General features: G+C 36.2%; 24 protein-coding genes. 22 read left to right on the top strand and 2 right to left on the bottom strand.

The annotated features are described in order from the left end of the window. From ribC to Q0W25_RS02785, 14 genes are all read left to right on the top strand, one after another. Positions 1–254 (top strand): riboflavin synthase (ribC, locus tag Q0W25_RS02850; protein WP_298518668.1); only part of this gene is annotated, 254 nt, incomplete at its 5' end. Positions 255–265: 11 nt separating this feature from the next. Beyond that, entirely contained in the window at positions 266–970 is a 705-nt protein-coding gene (locus tag Q0W25_RS02845) for a glycosyltransferase family 2 protein (RefSeq protein WP_298518665.1), read from the top strand. A gap of 11 nt (positions 971–981) precedes the next feature. Then, positions 982–1,329, top strand: coding sequence for a DUF2304 domain-containing protein (locus Q0W25_RS02840; RefSeq protein WP_297825594.1), 348 nt, complete (start codon positions 982–984; stop codon positions 1,327–1,329). 3 nt (positions 1,330–1,332) lie between these two features. Further along, positions 1,333–2,001, top strand: coding sequence for a (Fe-S)-binding protein (locus Q0W25_RS02835; protein ID WP_298518663.1), 669 nt, complete (start codon positions 1,333–1,335; stop codon positions 1,999–2,001). After that, positions 1,991–3,193 (top strand): LUD domain-containing protein, encoded by a 1,203-nt coding sequence (locus tag Q0W25_RS02830; protein ID WP_298518661.1) that lies wholly within the window; start codon positions 1,991–1,993, stop codon positions 3,191–3,193. The genes Q0W25_RS02835 and Q0W25_RS02830 overlap by 11 nt, the downstream gene beginning before the upstream one ends. Before the next feature lie 91 nt (positions 3,194–3,284). Next, on the top strand, positions 3,285–3,998 hold the full coding sequence (locus Q0W25_RS02825; protein ID WP_297825602.1) for a (5-formylfuran-3-yl)methyl phosphate synthase: 714 nt from the start codon (positions 3,285–3,287) through the stop codon (positions 3,996–3,998). Between the two features lie 13 nt (positions 3,999–4,011). Continuing rightward, positions 4,012–5,496: an IMP dehydrogenase gene (gene guaB / locus Q0W25_RS02820; protein WP_298518659.1), complete on the top strand. Its 1,485-nt coding sequence runs from the start codon at positions 4,012–4,014 to the stop codon at positions 5,494–5,496. Positions 5,497–5,746: 250 nt separating this feature from the next. Continuing rightward, the gene (rpl37A, locus tag Q0W25_RS02815; protein ID WP_297825608.1) at positions 5,747–6,016 is read left to right on the top strand and encodes a 50S ribosomal protein L37Ae; all 270 of its coding nucleotides are present in this window, start codon (positions 5,747–5,749) and stop codon (positions 6,014–6,016) included. 3 nt (positions 6,017–6,019) lie between these two features. After that, on the top strand, positions 6,020–6,151 hold the full coding sequence (locus Q0W25_RS02810; protein WP_292608962.1) for a DNA-directed RNA polymerase subunit P: 132 nt from the start codon (positions 6,020–6,022) through the stop codon (positions 6,149–6,151). 43 nt (positions 6,152–6,194) lie between these two features. Continuing rightward, positions 6,195–6,680 carry a Brix domain-containing protein gene (locus Q0W25_RS02805; RefSeq protein ID WP_298518654.1) on the top strand — a complete coding sequence of 162 codons (486 nt, stop codon included), beginning with the start codon at positions 6,195–6,197 and terminating at the stop codon, positions 6,678–6,680. Beyond that, positions 6,673–6,939 (top strand): KEOPS complex subunit Pcc1, encoded by a 267-nt coding sequence (locus Q0W25_RS02800; RefSeq protein ID WP_298518651.1) that lies wholly within the window; start codon positions 6,673–6,675, stop codon positions 6,937–6,939. The genes Q0W25_RS02805 and Q0W25_RS02800 overlap by 8 nt, the downstream gene beginning before the upstream one ends. 40 nt (positions 6,940–6,979) lie before the next feature. Beyond that, positions 6,980–7,327: a prefoldin subunit beta gene (locus Q0W25_RS02795; RefSeq protein ID WP_297825618.1), complete on the top strand. Its 348-nt coding sequence runs from the start codon at positions 6,980–6,982 to the stop codon at positions 7,325–7,327. Positions 7,328–7,360: 33 nt separating this feature from the next. Continuing rightward, the gene (locus Q0W25_RS02790) at positions 7,361–7,645 is read left to right on the top strand and encodes a DUF3194 domain-containing protein (protein WP_297825621.1); all 285 of its coding nucleotides are present in this window, start codon (positions 7,361–7,363) and stop codon (positions 7,643–7,645) included. Between the two features lie 590 nt (positions 7,646–8,235). Further along, positions 8,236–8,925 (top strand): HisA/HisF family protein, encoded by a 690-nt coding sequence (locus Q0W25_RS02785; RefSeq protein ID WP_297825623.1) that lies wholly within the window; start codon positions 8,236–8,238, stop codon positions 8,923–8,925. On the opposite strand, the gene Q0W25_RS02780 is transcribed toward Q0W25_RS02785, so the two are convergent. Then, on the bottom strand, positions 8,917–9,096 hold the full coding sequence (locus tag Q0W25_RS02780) for a hypothetical protein (protein WP_298518646.1): 180 nt from the start codon (positions 9,094–9,096) through the stop codon (positions 8,917–8,919). The genes Q0W25_RS02785 and Q0W25_RS02780 overlap by 9 nt on opposite strands. A gap of 123 nt (positions 9,097–9,219) precedes the next feature. Between Q0W25_RS02780 and Q0W25_RS02775 the strand changes: the two genes are divergently transcribed. From Q0W25_RS02775 to Q0W25_RS02755, 5 genes are all read left to right on the top strand, one after another. Beyond that, positions 9,220–10,068, top strand: a complete 849-nt coding sequence (locus tag Q0W25_RS02775) for a cation diffusion facilitator family transporter (protein WP_298518643.1) — start codon at positions 9,220–9,222, stop codon at positions 10,066–10,068. Between the two features lie 13 nt (positions 10,069–10,081). Further along, on the top strand, positions 10,082–10,900 hold the full coding sequence (locus tag Q0W25_RS02770) for a PfkB family carbohydrate kinase (RefSeq protein WP_298518641.1): 819 nt from the start codon (positions 10,082–10,084) through the stop codon (positions 10,898–10,900). Positions 10,901–11,058: 158 nt separating this feature from the next. After that, complete coding sequence (locus Q0W25_RS02765; protein ID WP_298518638.1) at positions 11,059–18,090, top strand: DUF3320 domain-containing protein; 7,032 nt, start codon at positions 11,059–11,061, stop codon at positions 18,088–18,090. An 11-nt stretch (positions 18,091–18,101) separates the two neighbouring features. Then, complete coding sequence (gene uvrC / locus Q0W25_RS02760) at positions 18,102–19,853, top strand: excinuclease ABC subunit UvrC (RefSeq protein WP_298518635.1); 1,752 nt, start codon at positions 18,102–18,104, stop codon at positions 19,851–19,853. A 100-nt stretch (positions 19,854–19,953) separates the two neighbouring features. Next, positions 19,954–20,493 carry a zinc ribbon domain-containing protein gene (locus tag Q0W25_RS02755; protein ID WP_298518632.1) on the top strand — a complete coding sequence of 180 codons (540 nt, stop codon included), beginning with the start codon at positions 19,954–19,956 and terminating at the stop codon, positions 20,491–20,493. Between the two features lie 6 nt (positions 20,494–20,499). Here the strand turns inward: Q0W25_RS02755 and Q0W25_RS02750 are convergent, their stop codons facing one another. Next, the gene (locus Q0W25_RS02750) at positions 20,500–20,796 is read right to left on the bottom strand and encodes a hypothetical protein (protein ID WP_298518629.1); all 297 of its coding nucleotides are present in this window, start codon (positions 20,794–20,796) and stop codon (positions 20,500–20,502) included. Between the two features lie 85 nt (positions 20,797–20,881). On the opposite strand from Q0W25_RS02750, the gene Q0W25_RS02745 reads away from it, so the two are divergent. The 3 genes from Q0W25_RS02745 to Q0W25_RS02735 all read left to right on the top strand — a co-directional run bounded on the left by Q0W25_RS02745 (position 20,882) and on the right by Q0W25_RS02735 (position 23,303). Beyond that, entirely contained in the window at positions 20,882–22,588 is a 1,707-nt protein-coding gene (locus Q0W25_RS02745; protein ID WP_298518626.1) for an ATP-binding cassette domain-containing protein, read from the top strand. Then, the gene (locus tag Q0W25_RS02740; RefSeq protein ID WP_297825655.1) at positions 22,589–23,014 is read left to right on the top strand and encodes a universal stress protein; all 426 of its coding nucleotides are present in this window, start codon (positions 22,589–22,591) and stop codon (positions 23,012–23,014) included. Positions 23,015–23,135: 121 nt separating this feature from the next. After that, positions 23,136–23,303 carry a 4Fe-4S binding protein gene (locus tag Q0W25_RS02735; RefSeq protein ID WP_297825657.1) on the top strand — a complete coding sequence of 56 codons (168 nt, stop codon included), beginning with the start codon at positions 23,136–23,138 and terminating at the stop codon, positions 23,301–23,303. Position 23,304 lies beyond the last annotated feature (1 nt).

Below are 23,304 nucleotides of genomic sequence, written 5' to 3'. Positions count from 1 at the left end.
AAAAGGATAAGATGTGTGCCCATGAGGCATCAACCGGTCTTATCAATGCACAGCTCATGACAAATACCCATATTCTTGAAGTGTTTGTACATGAAGATGAGGAGGAAGATCCTGTCGAGCTTGCAAAGCTTGCGGAAAACAGGGCACGTGAACATGCACAGAATCTAATAAAAATGATGTATCATAGAAAAGCAATGAGAAAAGAAGCTGGAATGGGAATGCGTGAAGGAAAAGAAGATGCAGGACCATTATAAAAAGGTGAAAAATGGAATATAAAATAACCGAGAAGGATAAACAGGATACTTATGTTGTTCTTCCCGCATATAATGAATCAACAAGAATTCAACCGGTAATCGATGAGATTGCTGAGAAAGGATATAACATCATAATTGTCAATGATGGGTCTTCAGACAATACTTTGGATGTCGTTAAAGAATCTAAAAGGAAATACCCGGAAAGGATTCACATTTATTCTTTGCCTATCAATCGTGGTGTAGGTGTTGCTACACAAACAGGCTTTGAAGCAGTATTAAACTTCAATCCAAAATACATTGTCAGTATGGATTCTGACGGACAGCACTCTCCGGATGATTTGGATAACGTGATAAGGCCGCTGGTTACAGGTGAAGCCCAGGCGGTAATCGGTGTTCGTCCGTTGAAGGACATGCCATTATCCAGGAATTTTGCCAATGCAATTATGAATCTACTGACCAGGATATTTTATAGGGTAGACGTAAGCGATTCCCAAACTGGTTTCAGGGCTATAACTTATGATGCGTTGAAAGTAATAGAAATCAATGCTCGAGGATATCTGATTTCTTCAGAATTTATTCGTGAGATAAATGATAACAATATTCCATTTGTAGAAGTTCCAATTAAAACAATTTACACTCCTGAAACTCAGGCAAAAGGCACAAACGTTGTAGTCGCATTTAAGATCCTACTTCAAATGATTAAACATCAATTTTAAAAGGTGATAATATGTTTTTATACTCTCTTATATTTCCGATAATATCTGTAATAGCTATCATATGGTTCATTGCCAGATACTTAAAAGGGAAAAACGCCATTTCCACAGTGATTCTATGGTCATTGTTCTGGATTTTCGTTAGCGTATTTGCACTTTTCCCCCAAGTGAGTAATGAATTTGCTAAACTGTTCGGTATTACTCGTGGTTTAGATTTTATAATTATCCTGGTATTCGTAATATTGTTTTACACTGTTTTGAAAATGTACTTTATCATTGATAAGATGCAGAATGATATGAATACCATAGTCAAGGAGTTTGCAATCTCCAACGAAATCACTCTTGATGATGAAGAGGAATGATTTATGCTATATTTTAGAGGATGCACTGCACGCGAAAAGCAAACCGGCATTTCCCAGGCAACCGAAAGGTTGCTTAAAGATGCAGGTGTCGATTACCGCACTTTGGATGATGAAAAATGCTGCGGATCAGTATTGCTTAGAACTGGTTTTTTAAAGGAAGCGGAAGAACAGATCAGAAGAAATACTGATGTTCTTAAAGGAGAAAAGATTATCACTTCATGTGCAGGATGCTATAAGACCTTAAAAGATGATTATGAAGGTCTGGATGTAATTCATATTTCACAACTTTTAGATGAATTGATAAAAGAAGGCAAGCTTAAAATCCCTAAAAAGGATTTTGACGTAACTTATCATGATTCATGTCACCTTGGACGTCACAGTGGCGTGTTTGATGAGCCACGTGAAGTAATAGAATCTGTTGCAAACCTTATTGAAATGGAAAATAACCGTGAAAGCAGCTTATGCTGCGGTGCTGGCGGTGGCGTAAAATCAGCATACCCCGAAATTGCTAATCAGATGGCTGAATTAAGGATAAATCAGGCAAAGCAAACTGGTTGCAGCACTTTAGTGACTCCATGCCCATTCTGCAAGCTTAATCTTGAAAACGAGGATATGGAAGTTTTGGATTTAACTGAATTTTTGGTAAAATATGGTGGTGTCGATGAAAGCTAGTGAACTCGAAACAATGAGAAAATCATTCAATACAGTCAAGAAAAGATCCAACTCAATTAAGGAATCACCATCCACAAAAAGATTGATTGAAAGGGTTCAGGAAATCAAGAGATATTCAATCGAAAACAATGAGGAGTTGTTTAACCAGACACTGGATTCATTCACACGCAATGACATTGATTTTAAATTTGCCAAAACATCACAGGATGCCTTGGATATAATTGATAAACTGCTTCTGGAATACGGCTGTGATACCCTGGCCAAGGCCAAGTCAAATACCTTGGGTGAAATCGATCTCAAAAATCATCTGAAAGACAAGGGCATTGATGTTGTCGAAACCGATTTGGGAGATAGGATTCTGCAGCTTAAAAAGACAGACAACAAGCCGGTCCATCCAACAGGCCCTGCTTCTCATTTGAACATATCCAACATCACAGACATTGTTAATGAATCCTTGGACGTGAATCTCAATCCCGAAGCAAGGGAAATCATGGAAACAGTCAGAAGTGATGTGCTAAAACGCCTTGAAAATGCTAATGTAGGTATAAGTGGAGCCAATGCTATATCATCTGAAGAGGGGTCCCTTGTAATGGTGCACAACGAGGGTAATATTTCGATAGTTTCACTAAAAGATTTGCATATAATTGTAGCTGGAATTGATAAAATAGTGCCTACCTTGGAAGACGCAATCTCCGTTGTGAAGCTGGAGACAATCTTTGCTACCGGAAGTTATGTCACATCATATATGAATGTTATTTCAGGTCCGTCAAAGACAGCGGACATAGAGAAGAAACTCCTGAAAAACATGTACGGAGCCGAAAAGGTTGTGGTGATTTTGCTTGATAACGGAAGAAGCGAAGCGACACCTGAATGCCTGTACTGCATTGGATGCGGAAACTGTGTGGTTCACTGTCCTGTATACAATGCCGTTGGAAACGAATTCGGATTTAACAATTATCTGGGCGGTCGCGGAGTTGCAATGTCAAAATTCATTGAAGATGATGAAACCTGCTATAATTCAGGCCTCTATATGTGTACCCTATGTGGTCTATGTACGTTAAATTGCCCTGTAGCCATTCCAACCAATGAAATCATTGAGAACATGAGAAAGTTATCTGCTGATGTAGGGTTCTATCCTAAGGCCCATGGCATAATCAAAAGCAATGTTTCAAAAAATAATTCACCATACTAATCTCATTTTTTTAAAAAAAACCAATACTATTATAAATAATAAAGAAGTAATATTATTATATTATAAAATTATATTTTATTGGAGGAAATTTATGCTTCTATTAATAAGTCCTATAAATCGTGAAGAAGCTCTTGAATCAATTAAAGGCGGAGCAGACATTGTTGATGTAAAAAATCCTAAAGAAGGTTCTTTAGGCGCTAATTTCCCATGGGTAATTAAAGAAATCAGAGAATTGACACCTGAAGACAAGCTGGTCAGTGCTACTTTAGGTGATGTGCCTTACAAACCGGGTACAGTTTCTTTAGCTGCAATGGGAGCTCATGTTTCTGGAGCAGATTATATTAAAGTTGGATTATACGGAACAAAAGATCATGATGAAGCTGTTGAAGTCATGAAAAATGTTGTAAAAACTGTAAAAGATGTAAGTGAAGATACAATTATTGTAGCGGCAGGATATGCAGATGCTCACCGTGTAGGTGCAGTCGGCCCTATGGAAATACCAAAGGTAGCTAAAGATGCAGGCTGTGATTTAGCAATGCTCGATACTGCTGTTAAAGATGGTCATACATTATTCGATTATTTGGATATTGACCAATTGAAAGAATTTGTAGAGGAAGCTCACGGCTATGGTTTATTAACCGCTCTTGCAGGATCTGTCAAAAAAGAACAACTTAAACCGTTACATGATATCGGTTGTGACGTTGTCGGTATCAGAGGAGCAGCCTGCATTGGTGGGGACAGAAACACTGGTAAGATACACCATACTGCTGTTGCTGAGCTTAAGGAATTATGTGATTCATTCTAATTAGGTGTAATTTATGTCATTTTCAAAAAAAGTTCAAGAAGCAAGAATGTCTTTCACTTTTGATGATTTTCTTTTAACTCCTAATGCAAGTTATGTTGAACCAAAGGATATTGATACACAAATTGAATTAGGAAAAGGAATTAAATTGAACATCCCAATCTTAAGTGCTGCTATGGATACTGTAACTGAAGCGAAACTCGCAATAGCAATGGCACAGGAAGGTGGTGTCGGTGTAATTCACAGAAACATCACACAGGAAAGGCAAGTTGAAGAAGTCAAGAAGGTTAAGAATGCTGAAGATTTAACCATTCGTGATGTTGTAACAATTTCTAAAGATTCCACTATTGCTGAAGTTCAAGCAAAAATGAGAGATGAACTAATCAGCGGTCTTCCGGTTGTTGAAGGTGATGAAATCATTGGAATTATCTCCAAAAGGGATATAAGACCAGTTTTAAAATCAGAACCAAATAAAACCGTAAAAGATATCATGACTTCAGATGTTGTAACTGTTGAAGAAGGAGTTTCAGCTGAAGAGGCATTGAATATCGCTTATGAAAATAAGGTTGAAAGACTTCCTGTAGTTCGTGACGGCAAATTAGTGGGAATCATCACAATTAAGGATATATTGAATCATGCACAATATCCAAAGGCAGCCCGTGACAAAAACGGAAACTTCCTTGTAGCTGCTGCTTGCGGACCGTTCGATTTGGACAGGGCAATGGCTCTCGACCAAGCAGGTGCAGATATCATTTCCATTGACTGTGCTCATGCTCATAACATGAATGTTGTCAAATTCACAGAAACAATCAAGGATAATATCGATGCTGAATTATGTGTAGGTAACATTGCAACCGCCCAAGCTGCTGAAGATTTAATTTCAATGGGTGTAGATGCACTTAAGGTAGGTATCGGTCCGGGTTCAATGTGTACTACCCGTATTGTAGCTGGTGTGGGAGTACCTCAATTGACTGCCATTTCCGATGTTGCTGATGTGGCTGCAGAATCAGGCGTTCCTGTTATTGCAGATGGTGGTATCAGATATTCCGGAGATGTTGCAAAAGCTATTGGTGCTGGTGCAGATGCAGTAATGCTCGGTAACTTGCTTGCTGCTTCCCTTGAAGCTCCTGGTGAAATTGTAGTTATGAACGGTAAGCAATATAAGAAATATCGTGGAATGGGATCCATGGGTGCAATGACCAGTGAATATGACGGTGGTGCAGACAGATACTTCCAAGGTCAAAAAAGTAAAATGAACCACACTAAATACGTTCCTGAAGGAATTGAAGGTGCTGTACCATACAAAGGAACAATAGCTGAAATCTTGTTCCAATTGGTAGGTGGATTGAAATCATCCATGGGATACTGTGGTGCTAAGGATATTGCTGCAATGAAAGAAAAAGCTAATTTCGTGAGAATCACAAGCAGTGGTATTAAAGAGTCCCACCCTCATGACTTATTAATTACTAATGAAAGCCCTAATTATTCACCTCCTGAATAGTGGGGTATTTTCAATATTATTTTGATGGGATTGCAGGTAAGCATAAAGATTTATAGGCAAATGGTTTTTCTCATCAAAATACTTATATTTTTATACTGAATTTGGTGTTTTTTCTTAAAATGACTAATTTTAAGCAAACCTTTAAATATTAGTATATTCAATATTATCATATTAGATAATTTTATGATTATTTTAGATAATCAAATTAATTTACATTTAATCAAATTTTATTATTACGGAGAGAATATAAATGGCAAGAACTAAAAAAGTAGGTATCACAGGTAGGTTCGGTGCAAGATACGGAAGAAAAGCAAAAAGATCTGTTAAAATCATTGAAGAAAACATGAAAAAGAATCATGTTTGTCCTAAATGTGATAGACCTTATGTAAAAAGAGAAGCTGCAGGAATTTGGAAATGCAGAAAATGTGGTGCAGTATTTACTGGTGGAGCATACGTTCCTCAAACTCCTATGGCAAAATCTGCAGCACGTAGTATCAGAGACATTAAAGTGGAGGAATAGGCATTGTATAGGTGTCCACGTTGTGGAGCAGAAGTAGACCATAAAAGCTACATGGAAAATAAATGTCCTAAATGTAGATATAGGATTTTATTTAAGAATGTTCCAGAAACAACTAGAGTTATAAAAGCAAGATAATTTTATCTGCTTTTACTATATTTTTTACTATTTTTGATTTTATATGTTGATTTCAACTTCTAGAAAACCTTCTCAAAAAACAAGGAAGTTCTGTAAGAATTTAGCCCACGCATTAGGTTCAACATCTGTAAACAGGGGTAAAATGAACATGCGTGAACTTCTTTTGAAGGCTTTGCAACTAGATGAATTTAACTTGGCGATTGTTAACGAGATTAAGGGAAATCCAAGTAAAATAACTTTTTATTCCAATAATGGTGAAGTTTTACTTGTAATCTTGATATCAGCATCAATTGAAAATGAAAGGCTCAACATTGCCCCTTCAAAATTAAGGATAGTTTCAGATATTGATGAACTCAATGTCTTAGGCGAAATATTGGACATTGAGCTGGCAGAAAATGCAGACTGCAACTACCTTCATATAACTGCTAGCGAAGATTTGGTAGCTAAAATCAACTTCATCAACAAATTTGGGGATAAGACAAATTTCCAAATCAATGTAAAAAAGGTCATAGAGGCTAATAATGATTGATGAAAGTCCTCTAGAGTCTGTTAAAAGTGATATATCTATTGAGTTTGAAGATGATTTGCAGGCTAAAATAATCTATGATTCCATTATTCTGGAATTCGATACCGCTCCCGACTACAGATCCACAATGACTATTGACTTGGATGGTTGCCGGATTTTAATCAATATTGACGCAGAGGATTCCACTTCCTTTAGGGCATCTGTAAACTCAGCCATCAAGTGGATCAAATTGGCATTAGAAATAAATAATTTGACAAATTAATATTTATACAATTAACTTAAAATAAAAAATAGGTGATATTATGGAGATTCCTGAAAATATTCAACAGCAATTAAATCAGTTTCAACAATTACAACAACAAGCTCAAGCTGTAACTATGCAAGTTCAAAATGTTGAAATTCAAATTCAAGAAACTGAAAAAGCATTAGAAGAACTTAAGAAAACCGATGAAAGTACTGAAGTTTTCAAACAAGCAGGCACTTTACTCATTAAAGTTGACTACAACGATGCTTTAGCTGAAATGGAAGACAAATTAGAAACTCTCGAGTTAAGAAAACAAACCATGACCCGTCAAGAAGAAAGAGTCATGAAAAAACTCGAAGAAATGCAAAACACTATCCAAGCAGCTATGCAAGGTATGGGCCAATAGGCTTAATACTTTCATTTCTTTTTTTAGATTTTTATGTCAAAGCTTAAGGAATTAACACAAGAAGATTTGTCTAAAATATCCGACGATTTTGGAGAAATCCTCGAACGTGAAGTATCAAAGACCATTTCCACCAAGGAATTGGAAGATTTAGATTTAGATATTGTTCTCAGCTATGAAGACAGCCAATTGGATGTTGACGTCGATGTTGGAGTTCTTTTTGATGAGCTTTCCGAAATCAGTCAAGATCAAATATCCAAAGCAATCGATGAAGCTTATTTGAAGTTTGATTCTTATATTGATGACAATTACAGAGTCTAATTATTTTTTTTCAATCTTTTGTTATTACTTTTTTTAAATATTTTATTAATTAAAGTAATACTTTTTTATAAAAAAGTATTTATACTATTAAGTTCAACTATTAAATAAGTTTGAAGTAAATTTATAGCTTAGCAATTATATTTAACTCATGCATATAACACTATCTTTCAAATTCCCTCCTCTTTTTTACTTCAAACTCTCTTACTTTATTTTTTTCAATTAAACTTTATCAAGCAAATTTTATTATTTTCACATATTTTAAGGAACCTAAAAAATCAGCAGTTTACTATTTATTAAATTTTATTCATTTTATGATAATATATATTAATTAATTTACAATACTGTTTAATTTTTATGAATATTTCTAAAAATTATTTATTCAAGTTTACTTTAATTTTTTTAAACTTTAGTAACATTTATATACTATGTCAATTAACTTATTAAGTAGAGGGTCATAACATATTTGGTTATACTCTATAAATTGATCATTATTTCTTTATACTCGGGAGGGGCTGAGAAACACATCAGCTCTTCCTACCTCCTGTGTTTTTTTTTTAAAATATTAATATTTGAATATTCTAATTATTATTATGATTAAGAAAATACCCGTTATTGATTTGAAACAGCATCAGGCTGTAAGCGGTAAATCAGGTATGAGGGACACATACCAACCTTTAAGGACTGTTTTTGCACCATCTTCCAATCCTGTTGAAATAGCTCAGGGATTAAAACTGAACGGCGCTACTGAAATGTACATTGCGGATTTGGATTTGATTGAATCCAACGGCCATAACATCAACGATATCAGGATGGTCAACACAATCTTGCCGGTAATCTTCGACGGTGGCGTAAAGAACTTCGAAGCATTTGAATTTTTCCTGGATTATGCCTATAAGGTAATCGTTCCCACTGAAACTCTAGAAAGCATAGAAGAGATGGAAAAAATCTTTGAAAAGTTTCCAAAAGAAAGAATAGTCATAAGCATAGATGTGAAAAACAATGAGCTGTTCACTAAAAATCTGGATTTGAGCCTTTCCGAATTTAAGGAAATTTTAAAGGAATTGGATCCGAATGAAATCATCCTTTTAGACATTTCAGGTGTTGGAACAGAAAAAGGTTACAACAGGTACCTGCTTGATGAATTCGAGGACATGAAAGATAAGCTGATTATCGCGGGTGGTTTAAATAAGGATTCTATTGGTGAGTTAGAATCATTAGGTATAAAAAAAGTGTTGATAGGAACTAGCCTACATTCTGGTGAAGTAAAATTATTAGAGTAATATTCTTAAAATCACATATGGGAATATGCATGCTATAACAAATAAAACCATACCTAAAGCTAATTTAGGTTTATTTTCCTCTAATGATCCAGATATTACCATTACTATTCCAAAAAATCCTATAATTACTGGAAGGATATGTGAAAATATAGTTGTTCCAATTATCGCCATTTCAAATCACTATTATAATTTATTAGTTTTTAAATTATTTAAATATAACTTAATTATACTTTAAATTTTGTATTCACTGATTTAAATAACTTTTTTATTATTTAAAAATTATAACTAATTTATATGAGAATCGACACGCATCATCATCACAAGAAGGCAGGTCAGAATTTGGCATTTGTCTTTTTCATGAATCTGGCATTTAATGTCATAGTAATCCTTGGAGGTTTGGCCACCAACAGTATGGCAATTCTTGCAGATTGCATTCATGACATGTCAGATACCATTTCAATAGCTTTTGCATGGTTTTTAGAAAGGATATCACAAAGGGATTCAACAGAAAACTATTCCTATGGATACCAAAGATTTTCTATTCTTGGTGCTGTCATAATATCTGTTTTTGTAATTTTTATGGCATTCGTTATACTTAGCGAAGCCATTCCACGTCTGTTCTCTCCGGAAGGTGTTGATGCTGGAGGAATGTTTTTCGTAGCCATTGTGGGCATAATCTTCAAGTCACTTTCCGTTTACAAGCTTCACAGGGGTGAAACCTTCAATGAAAAGGCCATCCTGTTCCATCAGCTGGGGGATGTCTTTGAATGGGTAGCAATCCTGATATTGAGTGTTATCCTGATGTTTTGGCAAGGCGCTTCATACCTAGATCCGTTCATTTCCATTGGTATCGCTATTTGGCTTATTTTCAATTTGGGAAGGAATCTGTATAAGTCCATCCAGGTTATCCTTCAAAAGACACCGGACAATTTTGACGTTGAGGAGTTTAAAAGTGCAATATCTTCAATTAATGGAGTAAAGGCAATTGATGATTTTCATGTCTGGTCACTGGATGGTATTGATTCTGTTTTGACCCTGAAAGTCGCAATTTATAATCAGAATATGCAGGCGGAAATTAAAAAAGAGATTTATAGTATATCATCCAAATACCATATTGTAGACATTACTATAGAATTCGACTGAATGCGGTATTATCATGACTCTTGTTGTTATCGGTCCTGTAACTAACGACCTGGTTGTTATTGGAAAGGAAAGTTCAAATAAGGTCGGTGGAGCGACTTATTTTCAATCATTTGTTTTTGAGGAGTTTTATGAGGATTACTTGGCCATAGTTAACTGTTCAAGTAGGGATTTGACAGATGAGTTTCCCGATTCTAATAAGGTTCGTGTAATTCTGAAGGATGAAACCCATTATTTTATCAACAATTATCCATTTGAGGATAATTTGAATGTCAGAACACAATTGAGCAATTTTGCAAACATTCCAATTCTCAAAAGCGATTTGGAAAACATCTTACCGGAAACCATTGATGCATTTATTATAAATCCTCTAAACAGGCATGATTTTCCAAAAGAAACAATTGATTACATAAAGTCATTCGAAGTTCCAATCTTCATGTCCGTCCAGGGATTTTTGAGAGTTCCAAAGGACAAAGTAAATGAAAATTACACTATAGGATTGGAAGGGTTTGATGAGTTAGCCTCTATTTTAGATGGTGTATCTTCAATATTTTTGGATGAGGCAGAAGCAATCATCATTGGTGATGACTTCAATGTAGAGATGGTAATTACTGATGGAAGTAATGGATCTAGAATCATTTCAAACATAGAACTCAAAATCGATGCTGTAAAATGTGATGAGTTATGTGATACTACAGGCTGCGGAGACACTTACATGGCGGCATATATCTCACAGAAATTATTCTCCAAATCCAGTGAAACTGCCGGCAACTTTGCATCTTTAATTGCAAGTCGAAAAATAGAAAGTTTCGGACCATATAATTATAACAAATAATTGAAACTTCTTATTTCTTTATATAACTTTTAAATTTAAGCTATTTTTGAATTTTAATAGAAATTAATTAAATTTACTTTATTTAGAAAACTTTATTAATATAATATATTATATTTATATATGTATTTTGAATTTTTTAAACACTACAAAGGGTCATCATGTTAAATAAATCATCAAATATAATTGAAAAGGAATTTAAAAACTTGCGTAAGGAGTTACTGGATTTAACTCTAAGAAATCAACTCCTTAACTTCAAATCAAGGGCAAAAACCATCACTATAGTAAATCAATCCCCTATAAATCTTTTTCAAACATTGGTCCTGCAAGAGCACAAGATGTATTTTGTAGCCAATAAAAAGGACAAGAAAGAGGATAAGTCTTCAGTATGGGACCACATTCCCTTCGATTTCTCCAAGTTTTCGGAAGGGGATAAGAAACTGGCTACAGATTTGACCCCAAAAGAGCTTCAAAAAAGATTATACTATATCAATAACCAGGCTAAGACAATGCTTCAGGAGCAGGGTTATAACATTTTGTACTTGGCTATAGGTTTTCTGCACTGGAAGGACAAGTCAAAGCCTCGCCAGGTTAACAAAGCTCCTTTGGTATTGATTCCGGTTTCAATGGAAAGGAAAAAGGTTGGAGAATCATTCAATCTAGAATGGACCGGAGAGGATATTCAAACAAACATTTCACTTAAGGCCAAATTGTTGGATGCGGGCATTGAACTTCCAGATTTTCATTTCAAAAGATATGGTGAAGTCATAGACCATTACATTGCAAGTGTCCGTCGTGCAGTCAGCAGAATGGATGGCTGGACTGTAAATAGTGATGTGGCTTTAGGTTTCTTCAGTTTTACAAAATTTGTAATGTACAACGATTTGAACCCTGATTCATGGGCAGAGAATGTTGATTTAACAAAAAATGAGCTGATACAAGCTATTTTCAATCCCGCTAAAAATGACCAGGAATCATTTAGGGAAGAGGACATTGATTCACGACTGGAATACCAGAACATGTATCAGGTTTTGGATGCGGACTCATCACAGATTGCAGCAATTCAGGATGTAAAGGCAGGACGCAATCTGGTTGTGGAAGGTCCTCCTGGAACCGGAAAGTCACAGACAATCGTGAATTTAATTGCAGAATTATTGGCTGAAGGAAAATCAGTCCTGTTCGTTTCAGAGAAAATGGCAGCTCTTGACGTTGTAAAAGATAGGCTGACAGCTGTAGGTTTAGGAAAATTCGTCCTGGAATTGCATTCCCACAAGACAAGACGTAAAAAGTTCCTGAAGGATCTGCAGAAGGCAACAAACGTAAGGGCTCAGGAACCGCTGAACATAGACCAGACTATCCGCAAACTCGAAACATTGCGTCGCCAATTGGATGACTATTCCCAGATTATTCATATGCCTGCATTTGCAGTGAACCTGTCTCCATTCCAATTGTATGGAATGAAGGAAGCTGCCGATGACCATTTCGCAAGAAAGAATCAGATTATGCCTCTGGTCAGATTCCAAAATCCTGAAAGCATCACTCTAAAAGATCTTGATGACACGAAAATGGCTCTTGAGAATTTGGCTGAACTTTACCAGACAATTTCAAAGGAAAACCCTTGGAGTAAATGTGCTCCAAAAAGTTTGCTTCCGGCAGACTTGAGGGAAATCGAGATGCTCATCAACGACACTCTACATGCCCTGGACAACTTTTTGGTTGAACGCGGAAGGGTTTATGACATTTATGGAATCAAAAAGCCGGATACATTGAATGAGTTCCAGAATTCACTTTCCGCATTTGAAATCATCAAGTCACAGAATGCTGAACTTATTGACGCATCAATAATCAAATCAGGGGCTTGGAATAATAACAATGATGATGCATTTAGATTGATTCAAGAACTTCAAAAGTATCAGAAATACTCTGTAATTTTAAATAAATTCAATCAAAGCATTTTTCAGGCAGATATTGATAGGTTAATATATGAGTTAAGGAACATTTCCAATAAAAAGTTCCGTTTCTTTAACAACAAGCAGCATATTGAACTTGTTGAAAGGTATTATGCAGTTCCTGTTCCGGGAAGCATTGATGAAATCATAAGGGATTTGCAGGAAGCAAAAGCAGTAATAAAAATCAGAAAGAATTTGGAAGCCAATGAGGAATTGGGTAGAAAATACTATGGGGCATATTGGCACTTGAATGCTGATGTCAATGATTTAAAAGAGATAGCTCGCTGGATGCATGAATTCACTGCTTTGGTTCGTGAAGGAACATTCTCTCAAAATACCATTGATTTAATGAGCAAGGATCTATTCGACATCAAACCTGAAAGGGACCTTGCAGAATACATAGACTCCGGAGAAAAATTCGTACAAGTTCTCACAAGGCTTAAGGACAAATTGAATCCAAGAAGCAAACTGATTTTCAAAAGGGAAACAGGTGACGTAAGCTTCGAAGCATGGCAAGAGCAGCTGTACAGCTGGAGAGGTCAGCTATCAAGCCTTCACTTATGGTCCCAATATCTGAATACAAAGAACGCTCTTCAAAGTTCAAATGCAAAAATGTTTGTTGATTCAATAGAAAAAAGGAACATCGACAAATATGATGTGGAAGCATTGGTTGAAGGAAACTTTGCAGATTCACTTTTAAACATATTATTTGTAGAAAATCGAGAACTGGCTACCTTTATTGGTGAATTGCATGAGAACAGAATCCGCGAATTCAAGGACTTGGATAAGAAAATACTTGTTCTAAACAGAAAAAGGATTTTCCATAAGCTCAACAGCAATATACCAAAGATATTCGGTGGAACCGAAAACCCTCAGGCGAAAATACTTGCTGGAGAATTTACAAGAAAAAGCGGACACATGCCTGTTAGAAAACTGTTAGAGAAAGCAGGAGGTATGATAAAACAGATTAAGCCTTGTTTTATGATGTCTCCACTGTCAATTGCACAATATCTTGACCCTACAAATGAAGAATTGCAGTTTGACGTTGTCATTTTCGACGAAGCAAGTCAAGTAAAACCTGAAGATGCACTTGGGGCATTCATGAGAGGTAAAACCGCTGTTGTAATGGGGGACACTCAACAATTGCCTCCTACTTCATTCTTTGATCAGATGTCAGATGCAGACAGTGATGAGGAGGAAGCTACTTCCCTTGACATGGAAAGTATTCTCCATTTATGCAAATTGTCATTCCCTGTAAAAATGCTCAAATGGCACTATCGTTCCCGCCATGAGTCCTTGATTACAGTTTCAAATAGGGAATTTTATGATGATGACTTACTTGTATATCCTTCACCTTCACATTCAGACCCTGAATTAGGTTTAAAATTCCATTACAATCCTAATACTGCATATGATAGAGGTTCATCTTCTGCAAACCCTCTCGAAGCGGAGGACGTTGTTGAAGAGATTTTTAATCACTTTGAAAAGTATGGCGATACAAAAAGTTTAGGTGTCGGTACATTCTCAGTTGCTCAAAAGAATGCAATTCTGGAAGCTTTGGAAGTGAAACGTAAAGAGCATCCTGAATATGAGCCATTGTTCTCAGAAAACAAGGAAGAAAGGTTCTTTGTTAAAAACCTTGAAACCATTCAGGGAGATGAAAGGGATGTTATCCTCATCAGTGTAGGATACGGTTACGACCAGGACAGAAAGATGTCACTTAACTTCGGTCCTTTAAACCAGGACGGTGGGGAAAGAAGGCTTAATGTATTGATTACACGTGCAAGAGAGAAATGTGTCGTATTTTCCAACTTCAAAGCATATGACATGCATTTGACAGCAAATCCACCATATGGGGTCAAAGCATTAAAAGAATTCCTAGCTTATGCTGAAAACCTGACTTTAGGAACTCAAATGGCTGAAGCACACACAAAAGAACCATTTGAAGATGCAATCGCCAGCTTTTTAGAGGAAAACGGTTATACTGTTGATAGACAAATCGGTTGTGCTGGATTTAGGGTGGACTTAGCTATTGTTGATGATGAAAATCCTGGAAAGTATATTTTAGGAATCACTACTGATGGAAAAATGTATTCCTCAAGCAAAGTGGCCCGTGACAGAGACAGGCTTCGTGAACAGGTATTGACAGGATTGGGCTGGAAGCTTTATCATTTATGGTCAACCGACTGGTATAGAAACAGGGATTTGGGTCGTAAGAAATTGCTAGAAAATGTTGAAAAATCCATTAGGATTTCCCGTGAGGAAGAAAAACGCAAATCCGAAAAGGCTAAAAAATTAGCAGAAAAAAGAAGATTAGAAGCTGAGAAAAAGGCTGAAGAATTACGTTTAGCAAAAGAAAGGGAAGAAGCAGAAAGAAAAGCCCAAGAAGCCGAAGAATCCGGTGAAAATATTGAAGTGGAAGATATTGGGTCATCTGTTTTCGTTGAAGTCGAAAAGGCCGATGATGATATTTTTGAAAAGCCTGTTGATGTTGGAACAATAGACCCTTCAGAATTATTTGATGATGTAGAAACTCCAAAAGGAACAATTAATCAGGACAATACATCCGATGCAAAGGATGAGTCTGAGTTTGTTGTGGTTGATTCTCCTGATGTTTCTGAGGATTCTGTTGTTGAGGATGAGTCTGAGTTTGTTGTGGTTGATTCTCCTGACGATTCTGTTGTTGGAAATAATTCTGAATTTGCCACAGCTGATGAGCCAAATGAAGATTCAAAACAATCTGAAACTGAAAGCGTTGAGGATGAATCATTTGCCGATAATGAGATTTGGGAGTCCGATGAAGGAGTTTCACCGGAAGATAATGCTGAAGTTTGGGAAAATGAAAAAGATTATTCTGACGAAAACGCTGAAGAAGAAAAATCAATTCCTGTAAAAGAAAGAATTAAATCAATCTTTAAACATGATTCTGAAGGCGGAATGAAAAGATCCATATTGGGGGACCTTAAGTTTGATAGCAATTTAGGTGAAAATTCAGGTTTAGAAAGTGAATTTGAAGATTCAATTGAAAAAGATATTAAAAAAGAAACTGATAATATTAAGGACTCCAAATCAGATTTAGAAGACAAGGTTGATTTGGGTTCTGATGATGATTATATTTATGTTGACCATAGTAACGATGAACCTGTAGTGGAGGATAATGAACCTAAGGTAACCTTCAACAAATCCGTAAAATACACAGAACCGATTGAAGAAGAACCGGTTAAAGAGGACAAATCCGTTGAAAGCGGACCTATCATCGATGAGGATATTAAAGAGGACAGTCCTGCTGAAAGTGAAACTACTTATGATAATAAGGTTGATTTGGGTTCTGATGATGATTATATTTATGTTGACCATAGTAATGATGAGCCTGTAGTTGAGGATGAGCCTGTTGTTGATGATAAGGTTGATTTGGGTTCTGATGATGATTATATTTATGTTGACCATAGTAATGATGAGCCTGTAGTTGAGGATGAGCCTGTTGTTGATGATAAGGTTGATTTGGGTTCTGATGATGATTATATTTATGTGGACCATAGCCAAGATGAGAAAACTGAAGAAGTTGAAGAACATGATGTGAAAGAACCGATTAGTGAAAGGTCTGGCAAAGACATTAAACACAACAGGAAACGCAGAGTCAGCTCTTTCATTTCAGATGTTCTTAATGCAGAATCTCAACTTGACCCTGAAGAGATTGAAGTGCTTCACGGTGAAATTATCGATGAGGACATGGAACGTTCATATAAGCCAGCTCCTAATGATGAAAATGTTGTAGAGGCTGAAATCATCAACGATGAGGAAGAACTGAATATATTTAACGATGAATTGCCTGATTTAAACAATGATATTCCATTTGATGATGAAAAAATCGATTTCAAAAACCTTGAAAGGCCAACACCTAAACCGGAATTCGAGGATGAAGAAGAACTTAACATTTTCACAGATGAGCTTCCGGATTTAAATGATGACATCAGAAAAGAAGCAACTAAAGTAGTTGACAATGCTGTAAGCGAATTCATGAACGATTTGTTTGTTGATGATGAAGCAGAACCTGAAAAAGAAATAAACATTCCGGATGTTGAGCCAACAGTTGAAAACGAAGTCGACATGGAAGGCAGTAAAGATTCTCAAATTGAAGAGGAAATCACTGAAGAGCATGCAGGTGATGGAGTAACCTATTACCAAGGTTCAAATGACGTTACAAGCAAGCTTAGGAAAAACAATTTCTACTATGACGATTCAAACAAGCCTCGTTCTGTAAGGGAGTCAATCAAAGGAATTAAAAATGACATGAAATACATCAACAAGTCATTAAAGGAAATTGAAAATCCTACTCAAATTGATTACGTGTCTGTAGTTGACAGGACTGAAGAATATGACCCTGCAGACTATCTGAACATGCCTAGTGATGATGATTCACAACTGATTATTGAAAGGGAAGAAAAGCTAACTTTCGCTGAACGGGAAGAAAAGAGAATCCATGATGAAATGTTGAAGGAGAAACTTGAAAAAGAGTTACGAAATGAAGAAGACGTCATTGTTCCTGTACATCAGCAATACAGAAGGGAAGAGCTAAAAGATCAGGTCCTTGAAGATATCATATCCTCTGCAAATGAAGATTATAAGGAAATTGAAAAGCAAAGATACAGAAGCAATAACACTTTGAAATCTTTTGATGACAAGAAACTTCCTGGCAAAAGGAAACTTGAAGACAGCATAATAGATTATGCTGAAGCCACTGATTTCGGTTTAAATTCTTCTGATGATTTATACAAAAGACCTCCAAGTGAAGTAGCAAAATCCATTGATGATATTGTGGATATTGAAGGTCCTATTCATGTTAATGAAGTGGTAAAAAGAATCAAAGACAGCTGCGGAATCAAAAGGGCAGGTGCTAATTTGAAAAAGACTGTCAATGCAGCTATAAATGAAGCGGAAAATCAAGGTTATATCATGAGAATAGGTGATTTCCTATATGACGCTTCAGACAATAATGTGGTTATCAGAAAAAGGGTCAAGCCGAATATTGATTTGATTTCCGATGAGGAGATTTCCAAAAGCATCGAACTGGTAGTGCTCCATAATCCGAATGTTACAACAAATCAGATTGCAAAAGAGACTTCACGTAACTTTGGTTTCAGGTCAACCTCCAAAAAGACTGCAGATAGGATAAATGGCGTTTTGGATTTGATGATAGCTAACAATAAAGTTAAAATAAACAATGATATTATTGAACTTAATTAGGGAGGTTTCAAATGTCTACAAAAGTCAAATCTCCCGATAATCTGCCTAACAAGCCCGGCGTTTACATTATGCGTGATGCATCAGACACCATTATCTACATAGGTAAAGCCAAAAGTCTTGTTAAAAGGGTAAAATCTTATTTTCGTGAAAAGTTGGACAGGCCAAAAACCCAAATTCTAATGAGTCATTTTGACAGTTTGGAGTATATCATTACCAATTCCGAAAAGGAAGCGCTTATTTTAGAGGCTAATCTGATTAAGAAGCACCGTCCAAGGTATAATGTGCAGCTTAAGGATGACAAAAGGTATCCGTATGTAAAAATCACATCCGAAAAGTTCCCAAGATTGGTCATTACAAGAAATGTTACTAAAAACGGAATATACTATGGTCCGTTTACTGATGCAGGTGCGGTAAAGCAGACTGTCAAATTCTTGAAATCACTGTTCAAAATAAGGACATGCCGCAATATGGATGGGCCTTGCCTCAATTCCCAGATAGACTTGTGCTATGCTCCTTGTGATGGAAGAATTTCACACGAGGAATACATGGAGATAATCAATAAAATCGATTTGTTCTTCCAGGGTAAGTATTCTACAATTGTAAAAAACCTCAAAAAGGAAATGGCTGATGCAGCTGCCAATGAGGAGTATGAAAAGGCAGCTGTCATAAGAGACCAGATTGCATCAATCGAAGAGATTATGGAAAAGCAGTTTGTCGAGCTCATGGATGACGATTTGGATCAGGACGTAATAGCTATTGCTCCAAGTGAAAATGAGGTTGTAGTAATCATTATGCCGATTAGAAACGGAAAAATCGTTGGAAGAGATGATTTCCTTATGAGCGGTTCCCAATACGATTCATCATCAGAGGTATTGTTTGCTTTTATTCAGCAGTATTATGGATATAACAGGCATATTCCTAAGCAGATTCTTTTGGATGAGGACATTGATGACAAGGAATTGCTTGAAGATTGGCTAAGTGATTTGAGGGGAAACAAAGTAAGCATTAAGGTTCCTCAAAAAGGAGTAAAATTGCGTCTTGTAAAAATGGCTCGCAAGAATGCCGAAATCATACAGCATCAAAAGAAGAAGATGGAGAATGCTTTGATAGAACTTAAAAAATATCTCAAGCTTGAGAAGATTCCTCATGTGATTGAAGGATATGATATAAGTAATATCTCAGGGAAGTTTGCGGTAGGTTCAAAAGTTTCCTTCAAGCATGGAAAGCCCAATAAGAAAATGTATAAACATTTCAAAATGGAAACTCCAGGTCCAAACGATTTTGCAATGATGGAGGAATTGTTGACCCGCAGATTGAAAATGGTAGGCGAAGATCCGGAACCTGACCTAATAGTGATTGATGGGGGTAAAGGACAGCTTGGTATGGCTTGCGGAGTATTGGAGGAATTGAATCTGACACATATTCCTATCATTGGCCTTGCAAAGGAGTTTGAAGAGATATATATTCCAAATTCCAAACGTCCGATTATTATTCCTAAAAATAACAAGGCACTCCACTTGCTTCAGCAGGTGCGTGATGAATCTCACAGATTTGCAATCACATATCATAGAAAATTGCGCAGCAGGAATATTTCAGCTTCTTCACTCGATGATATCCCTGGTGTAGGTAAAAAACGTAAGATTGCTCTTTTAAAGGAATTTGGAAGTATTGATAATATTAAGAAAGCTTCTGTAGAGGATTTAGCGAAAATAGACGGCATGAATCAAAAAACGGCTGAAAATGTCTATAATTATTATCATTAACTGCTAATCATTTATTATTAAATTTAACTGATTTTCCATTAAGTTTAAATATAAGAATTTTTAAAATGTTTCTATAAGTAATTAGAGTAAGGTTTAAATTATGGTTAAATGTCCTCGGTGTGGTTATGAAAATTCAGCCTCATCAACTTATTGTGATAATTGCGCCTATCTTCTAACTGACCAAAATGGAAACCGGCTTAATTCAAGAAAGTCTAAAGGTTGGAGATTAGGTGTCGCAAAAAAGATTATCATCGTAATGTTTATTATTGTTATTGCATTGTTATTGTTTTCTTTTATTTACAATACTACCCAGCCTGATAATGAAACATCATTGAATGTTATAACAGATGATGGAAACAATCATCATGTCGCTTCTTATCCATACACTGCTGTTGTTGAATATAACGGGTACTGGTATGGTAAAATGGGAGACCCTAATTATTTGGTTGAGCAGTCAGGCAGCGGCAGGGGGAAAATGCTTTTGGATTGTGCTGCATGGGAAAGAGTTCATATTGAAGCTCAAAAGCAGGATTCCAATGACGGTCCTTTAACAATAAAACTTTATAAAAATGATCAAGTTGTAGCTGAAAATTCAACTACTGCTGTTGGTGGAAGCGTATCTATAAATTATAATTATTAAAAAATATTATAATTTGTTTATTGCTTTTTCAAGCAGTTCGACAAGTTCGTCGGTTTTGTAGAGACGGATTTCCTGTTCTTCCTTGTCTTTGAAGATTTGGATGAATTTGATCATGTCATTACAAAGTTGGTCATATTGAATATTCAATGTGTTGAAGTTAGACAGTAGGCTAAATGCTTTCTGTTCATCTAATTTTGGGTTGTCATTTAAAATTCTTTCTATATTTGCAAAATGAGTTTCAATCATTAATTTTTCTTCTTCTAAACTGTTCATGTATTCCTTAATTTTATTTTCACTAGCCATTTCAATCACTTGTTTTAAATGTATAATAATTAAAATATAAATAGTTTCAGAAATAAAGAATTGTATAATATAAGGGGCATAAAGAATGATAAAAGTTGAAAACGTAAGTAAAGATTATGAATTAGATGACGGTACAAAGATTAAGGCATTGAAAGATGTTAGTTTTGAAGTTAAGGAAGGGGAGATATTAGGAATCATGGGAAAAAGCGGTTCCGGTAAAACCACACTTTTAAGAGCCTTAAGGGGTGTTGAACATATTGATGCGGGCAGCATAACTGTCGGTGACACCGGCGTTGATGCCAAGTCTTCCCAATATTATTACAACAAGCTCAAAAAGGTAACAGCAATCCATCTTCAAAGGTCCTTTGGATTATGGCCGGATACCGTGCGTGAAAATGTTTTAAGAAAATTGTATGCACGCAGATACTTTGATGAAGGAGACACCAATTTTGAAGTGGCTGAAAGTGAATTCGGTCAGGAAGCTGATGAAATTCTAGAGCTCGTTTCTTTAACCCACAAAGCAGGCCATTACGCATCTGTATTGAGTGGTGGTGAAAAGCAAAGACTTATCATGGCCCGTCAACTTGCAAAACAACCTCAAGCTTTACTTCTCGACGAACCTGCAACCATGGCATGCCCTAAAACAAAACAAGAAATATTGGATGCAGTCAAAAAGATCAATGAGGAATTGAACATCACCGTAATTCTTGTCTCTCACTTGCCAGATGTTCAAAAATATCTTGCAGATAGGGTAATTCTTCTTGAAGACGGTGAAATAGTTGATGAAGGTTCACCTGATGAGATATGTGACAAATTCATGGAGAATATGGAACCTATTGTGGATATTGAAAATGTTGCTACCGATGAAGATCTGATTGATGTGCGTGACGTTTACAAAAGATTCTACTTATTGACAGGCGGAGAAGTTTTACAGATTGAAGACATAAACTTCAAGGTCAAAGACCAGAATATTTTAAGTTTAATCGGTCCGAGTGGTGCTGGAAAAACAGTGCTCCTAAGAATGCTCGGCGGTCTTGACGACCCTGATGAAGGGGAAGTGCTCTATAAGGTCAATGATGAATGGCACGATATTGACATTCCGGGCATGGGACGTATGCAAACCAGATCCAAATTGGGGTTCATGCACCAGGAATTTGCATTAAGCCATTATGCCACTGTATTGAATCAATTGGCCGTACGTTTAGGTTATAAAAACGACAATATTGTAAAAGAAGCACAGGAAAGGGCAAAAAATATAGGCTTAAGCGATGAGCTATTGGATTCTTTCTACCTGCTGACAGATTTGCCTGAACATGAGGCAAAACATCGTCTTGAACAAATAGGTTTGGATTCAGAAATTCTCAATGATTTGTTCCCTAGATTCCCTGAAACCGCAACAAGGGAAGCTGTGGCAGATATATTTGAAAGCCTTGATTTGGATTTGGAAATCCTAAACAGAAGGTCATATGAATTGTCAGGTGGTCAAAAAGTCCGTGTAATGCTTGCATTGATTCTGGTTTCAAGACCAAAATTCCTGCTTCTTGATGAACCATTCGGTGATTTGGACCCGGTAACCTTAAGGACAGTTACAAATTCACTCAAAAAGATTTCCAAAAAATATGGAATTACAATAGTAATGGTTTCACACAATACAGATTTCATTAAGGAATTGAGTAACAGGGCACTCTTCATGGATGATGGAAAAATCATCGATGACAGCGAAGACCTTGATAAAATAGTCGACAATTTCATTGATTTCTGTCATGCTGACTATCTAAAAGGAGACAATTAAATGTTTGATGTCATAGCAGTCCCAATTGACGGATCAGAATATAGCTATAAGGCCGCTGATGTCGCAATTGAAATAGCTCAAAAGTTCTCATCCAAAATAGCTGCAGTCCATGTATTGGAGGAATTTTCATTCAGCAGCTATGATTCCGAAGAGGACACAGGTGATGCCATTCTGGCAAAGGTTACAAAAAAGGCGAATGATGTTGGAGTGGAAACCGTTGAACATCTGCTTACTGCAGACCCTTTAAGGGATATGAAATTCATAGTTGACCAAACCCGTGCGGATTTGGTTGTGATTCATGCTCATGGAGCAAACGATAAAAGATTCGTTTCATTTGAAGACAATGAAGTCTCAGACACTCAAATCGGTTCAGTTTCAGAAAGACTTTTAAGAACTTCTGACGTACCGGTATTGCTAGTTAAATAATTCCTATTTAACTTTTAATTTCTTTTTTTATTGATTAGATGGCTATTTTTAACTAAAATTTTAAATAGTATAAAAAACTTAGTATTCTTAACATAAACTGTTTAAGTAAAGGAGATATTTTATGATAGTTAAAGATTGGTGCTCATTCTGTGGAGAATGTGCTGGAGTTTGTCCAAGAAATTTGATACAAGTTAGAGAATACGCATTAGTATTCGACGATGATGAATGTAGAGATTGTGATACATGCATTAAAGCATGCCCAATTAACGCTTTAGAAAGAGAGGATTGAT

It is taken from the genome of uncultured Methanobrevibacter sp., from assembly GCF_947166415.1.
In the GTDB taxonomy this organism is placed as follows: domain Archaea; phylum Methanobacteriota; class Methanobacteria; order Methanobacteriales; family Methanobacteriaceae; genus Methanocatella.
Note: the sequence above shows the minus strand (reverse complement) of the source record. Positions and strands in the feature narration are given on the sequence as shown.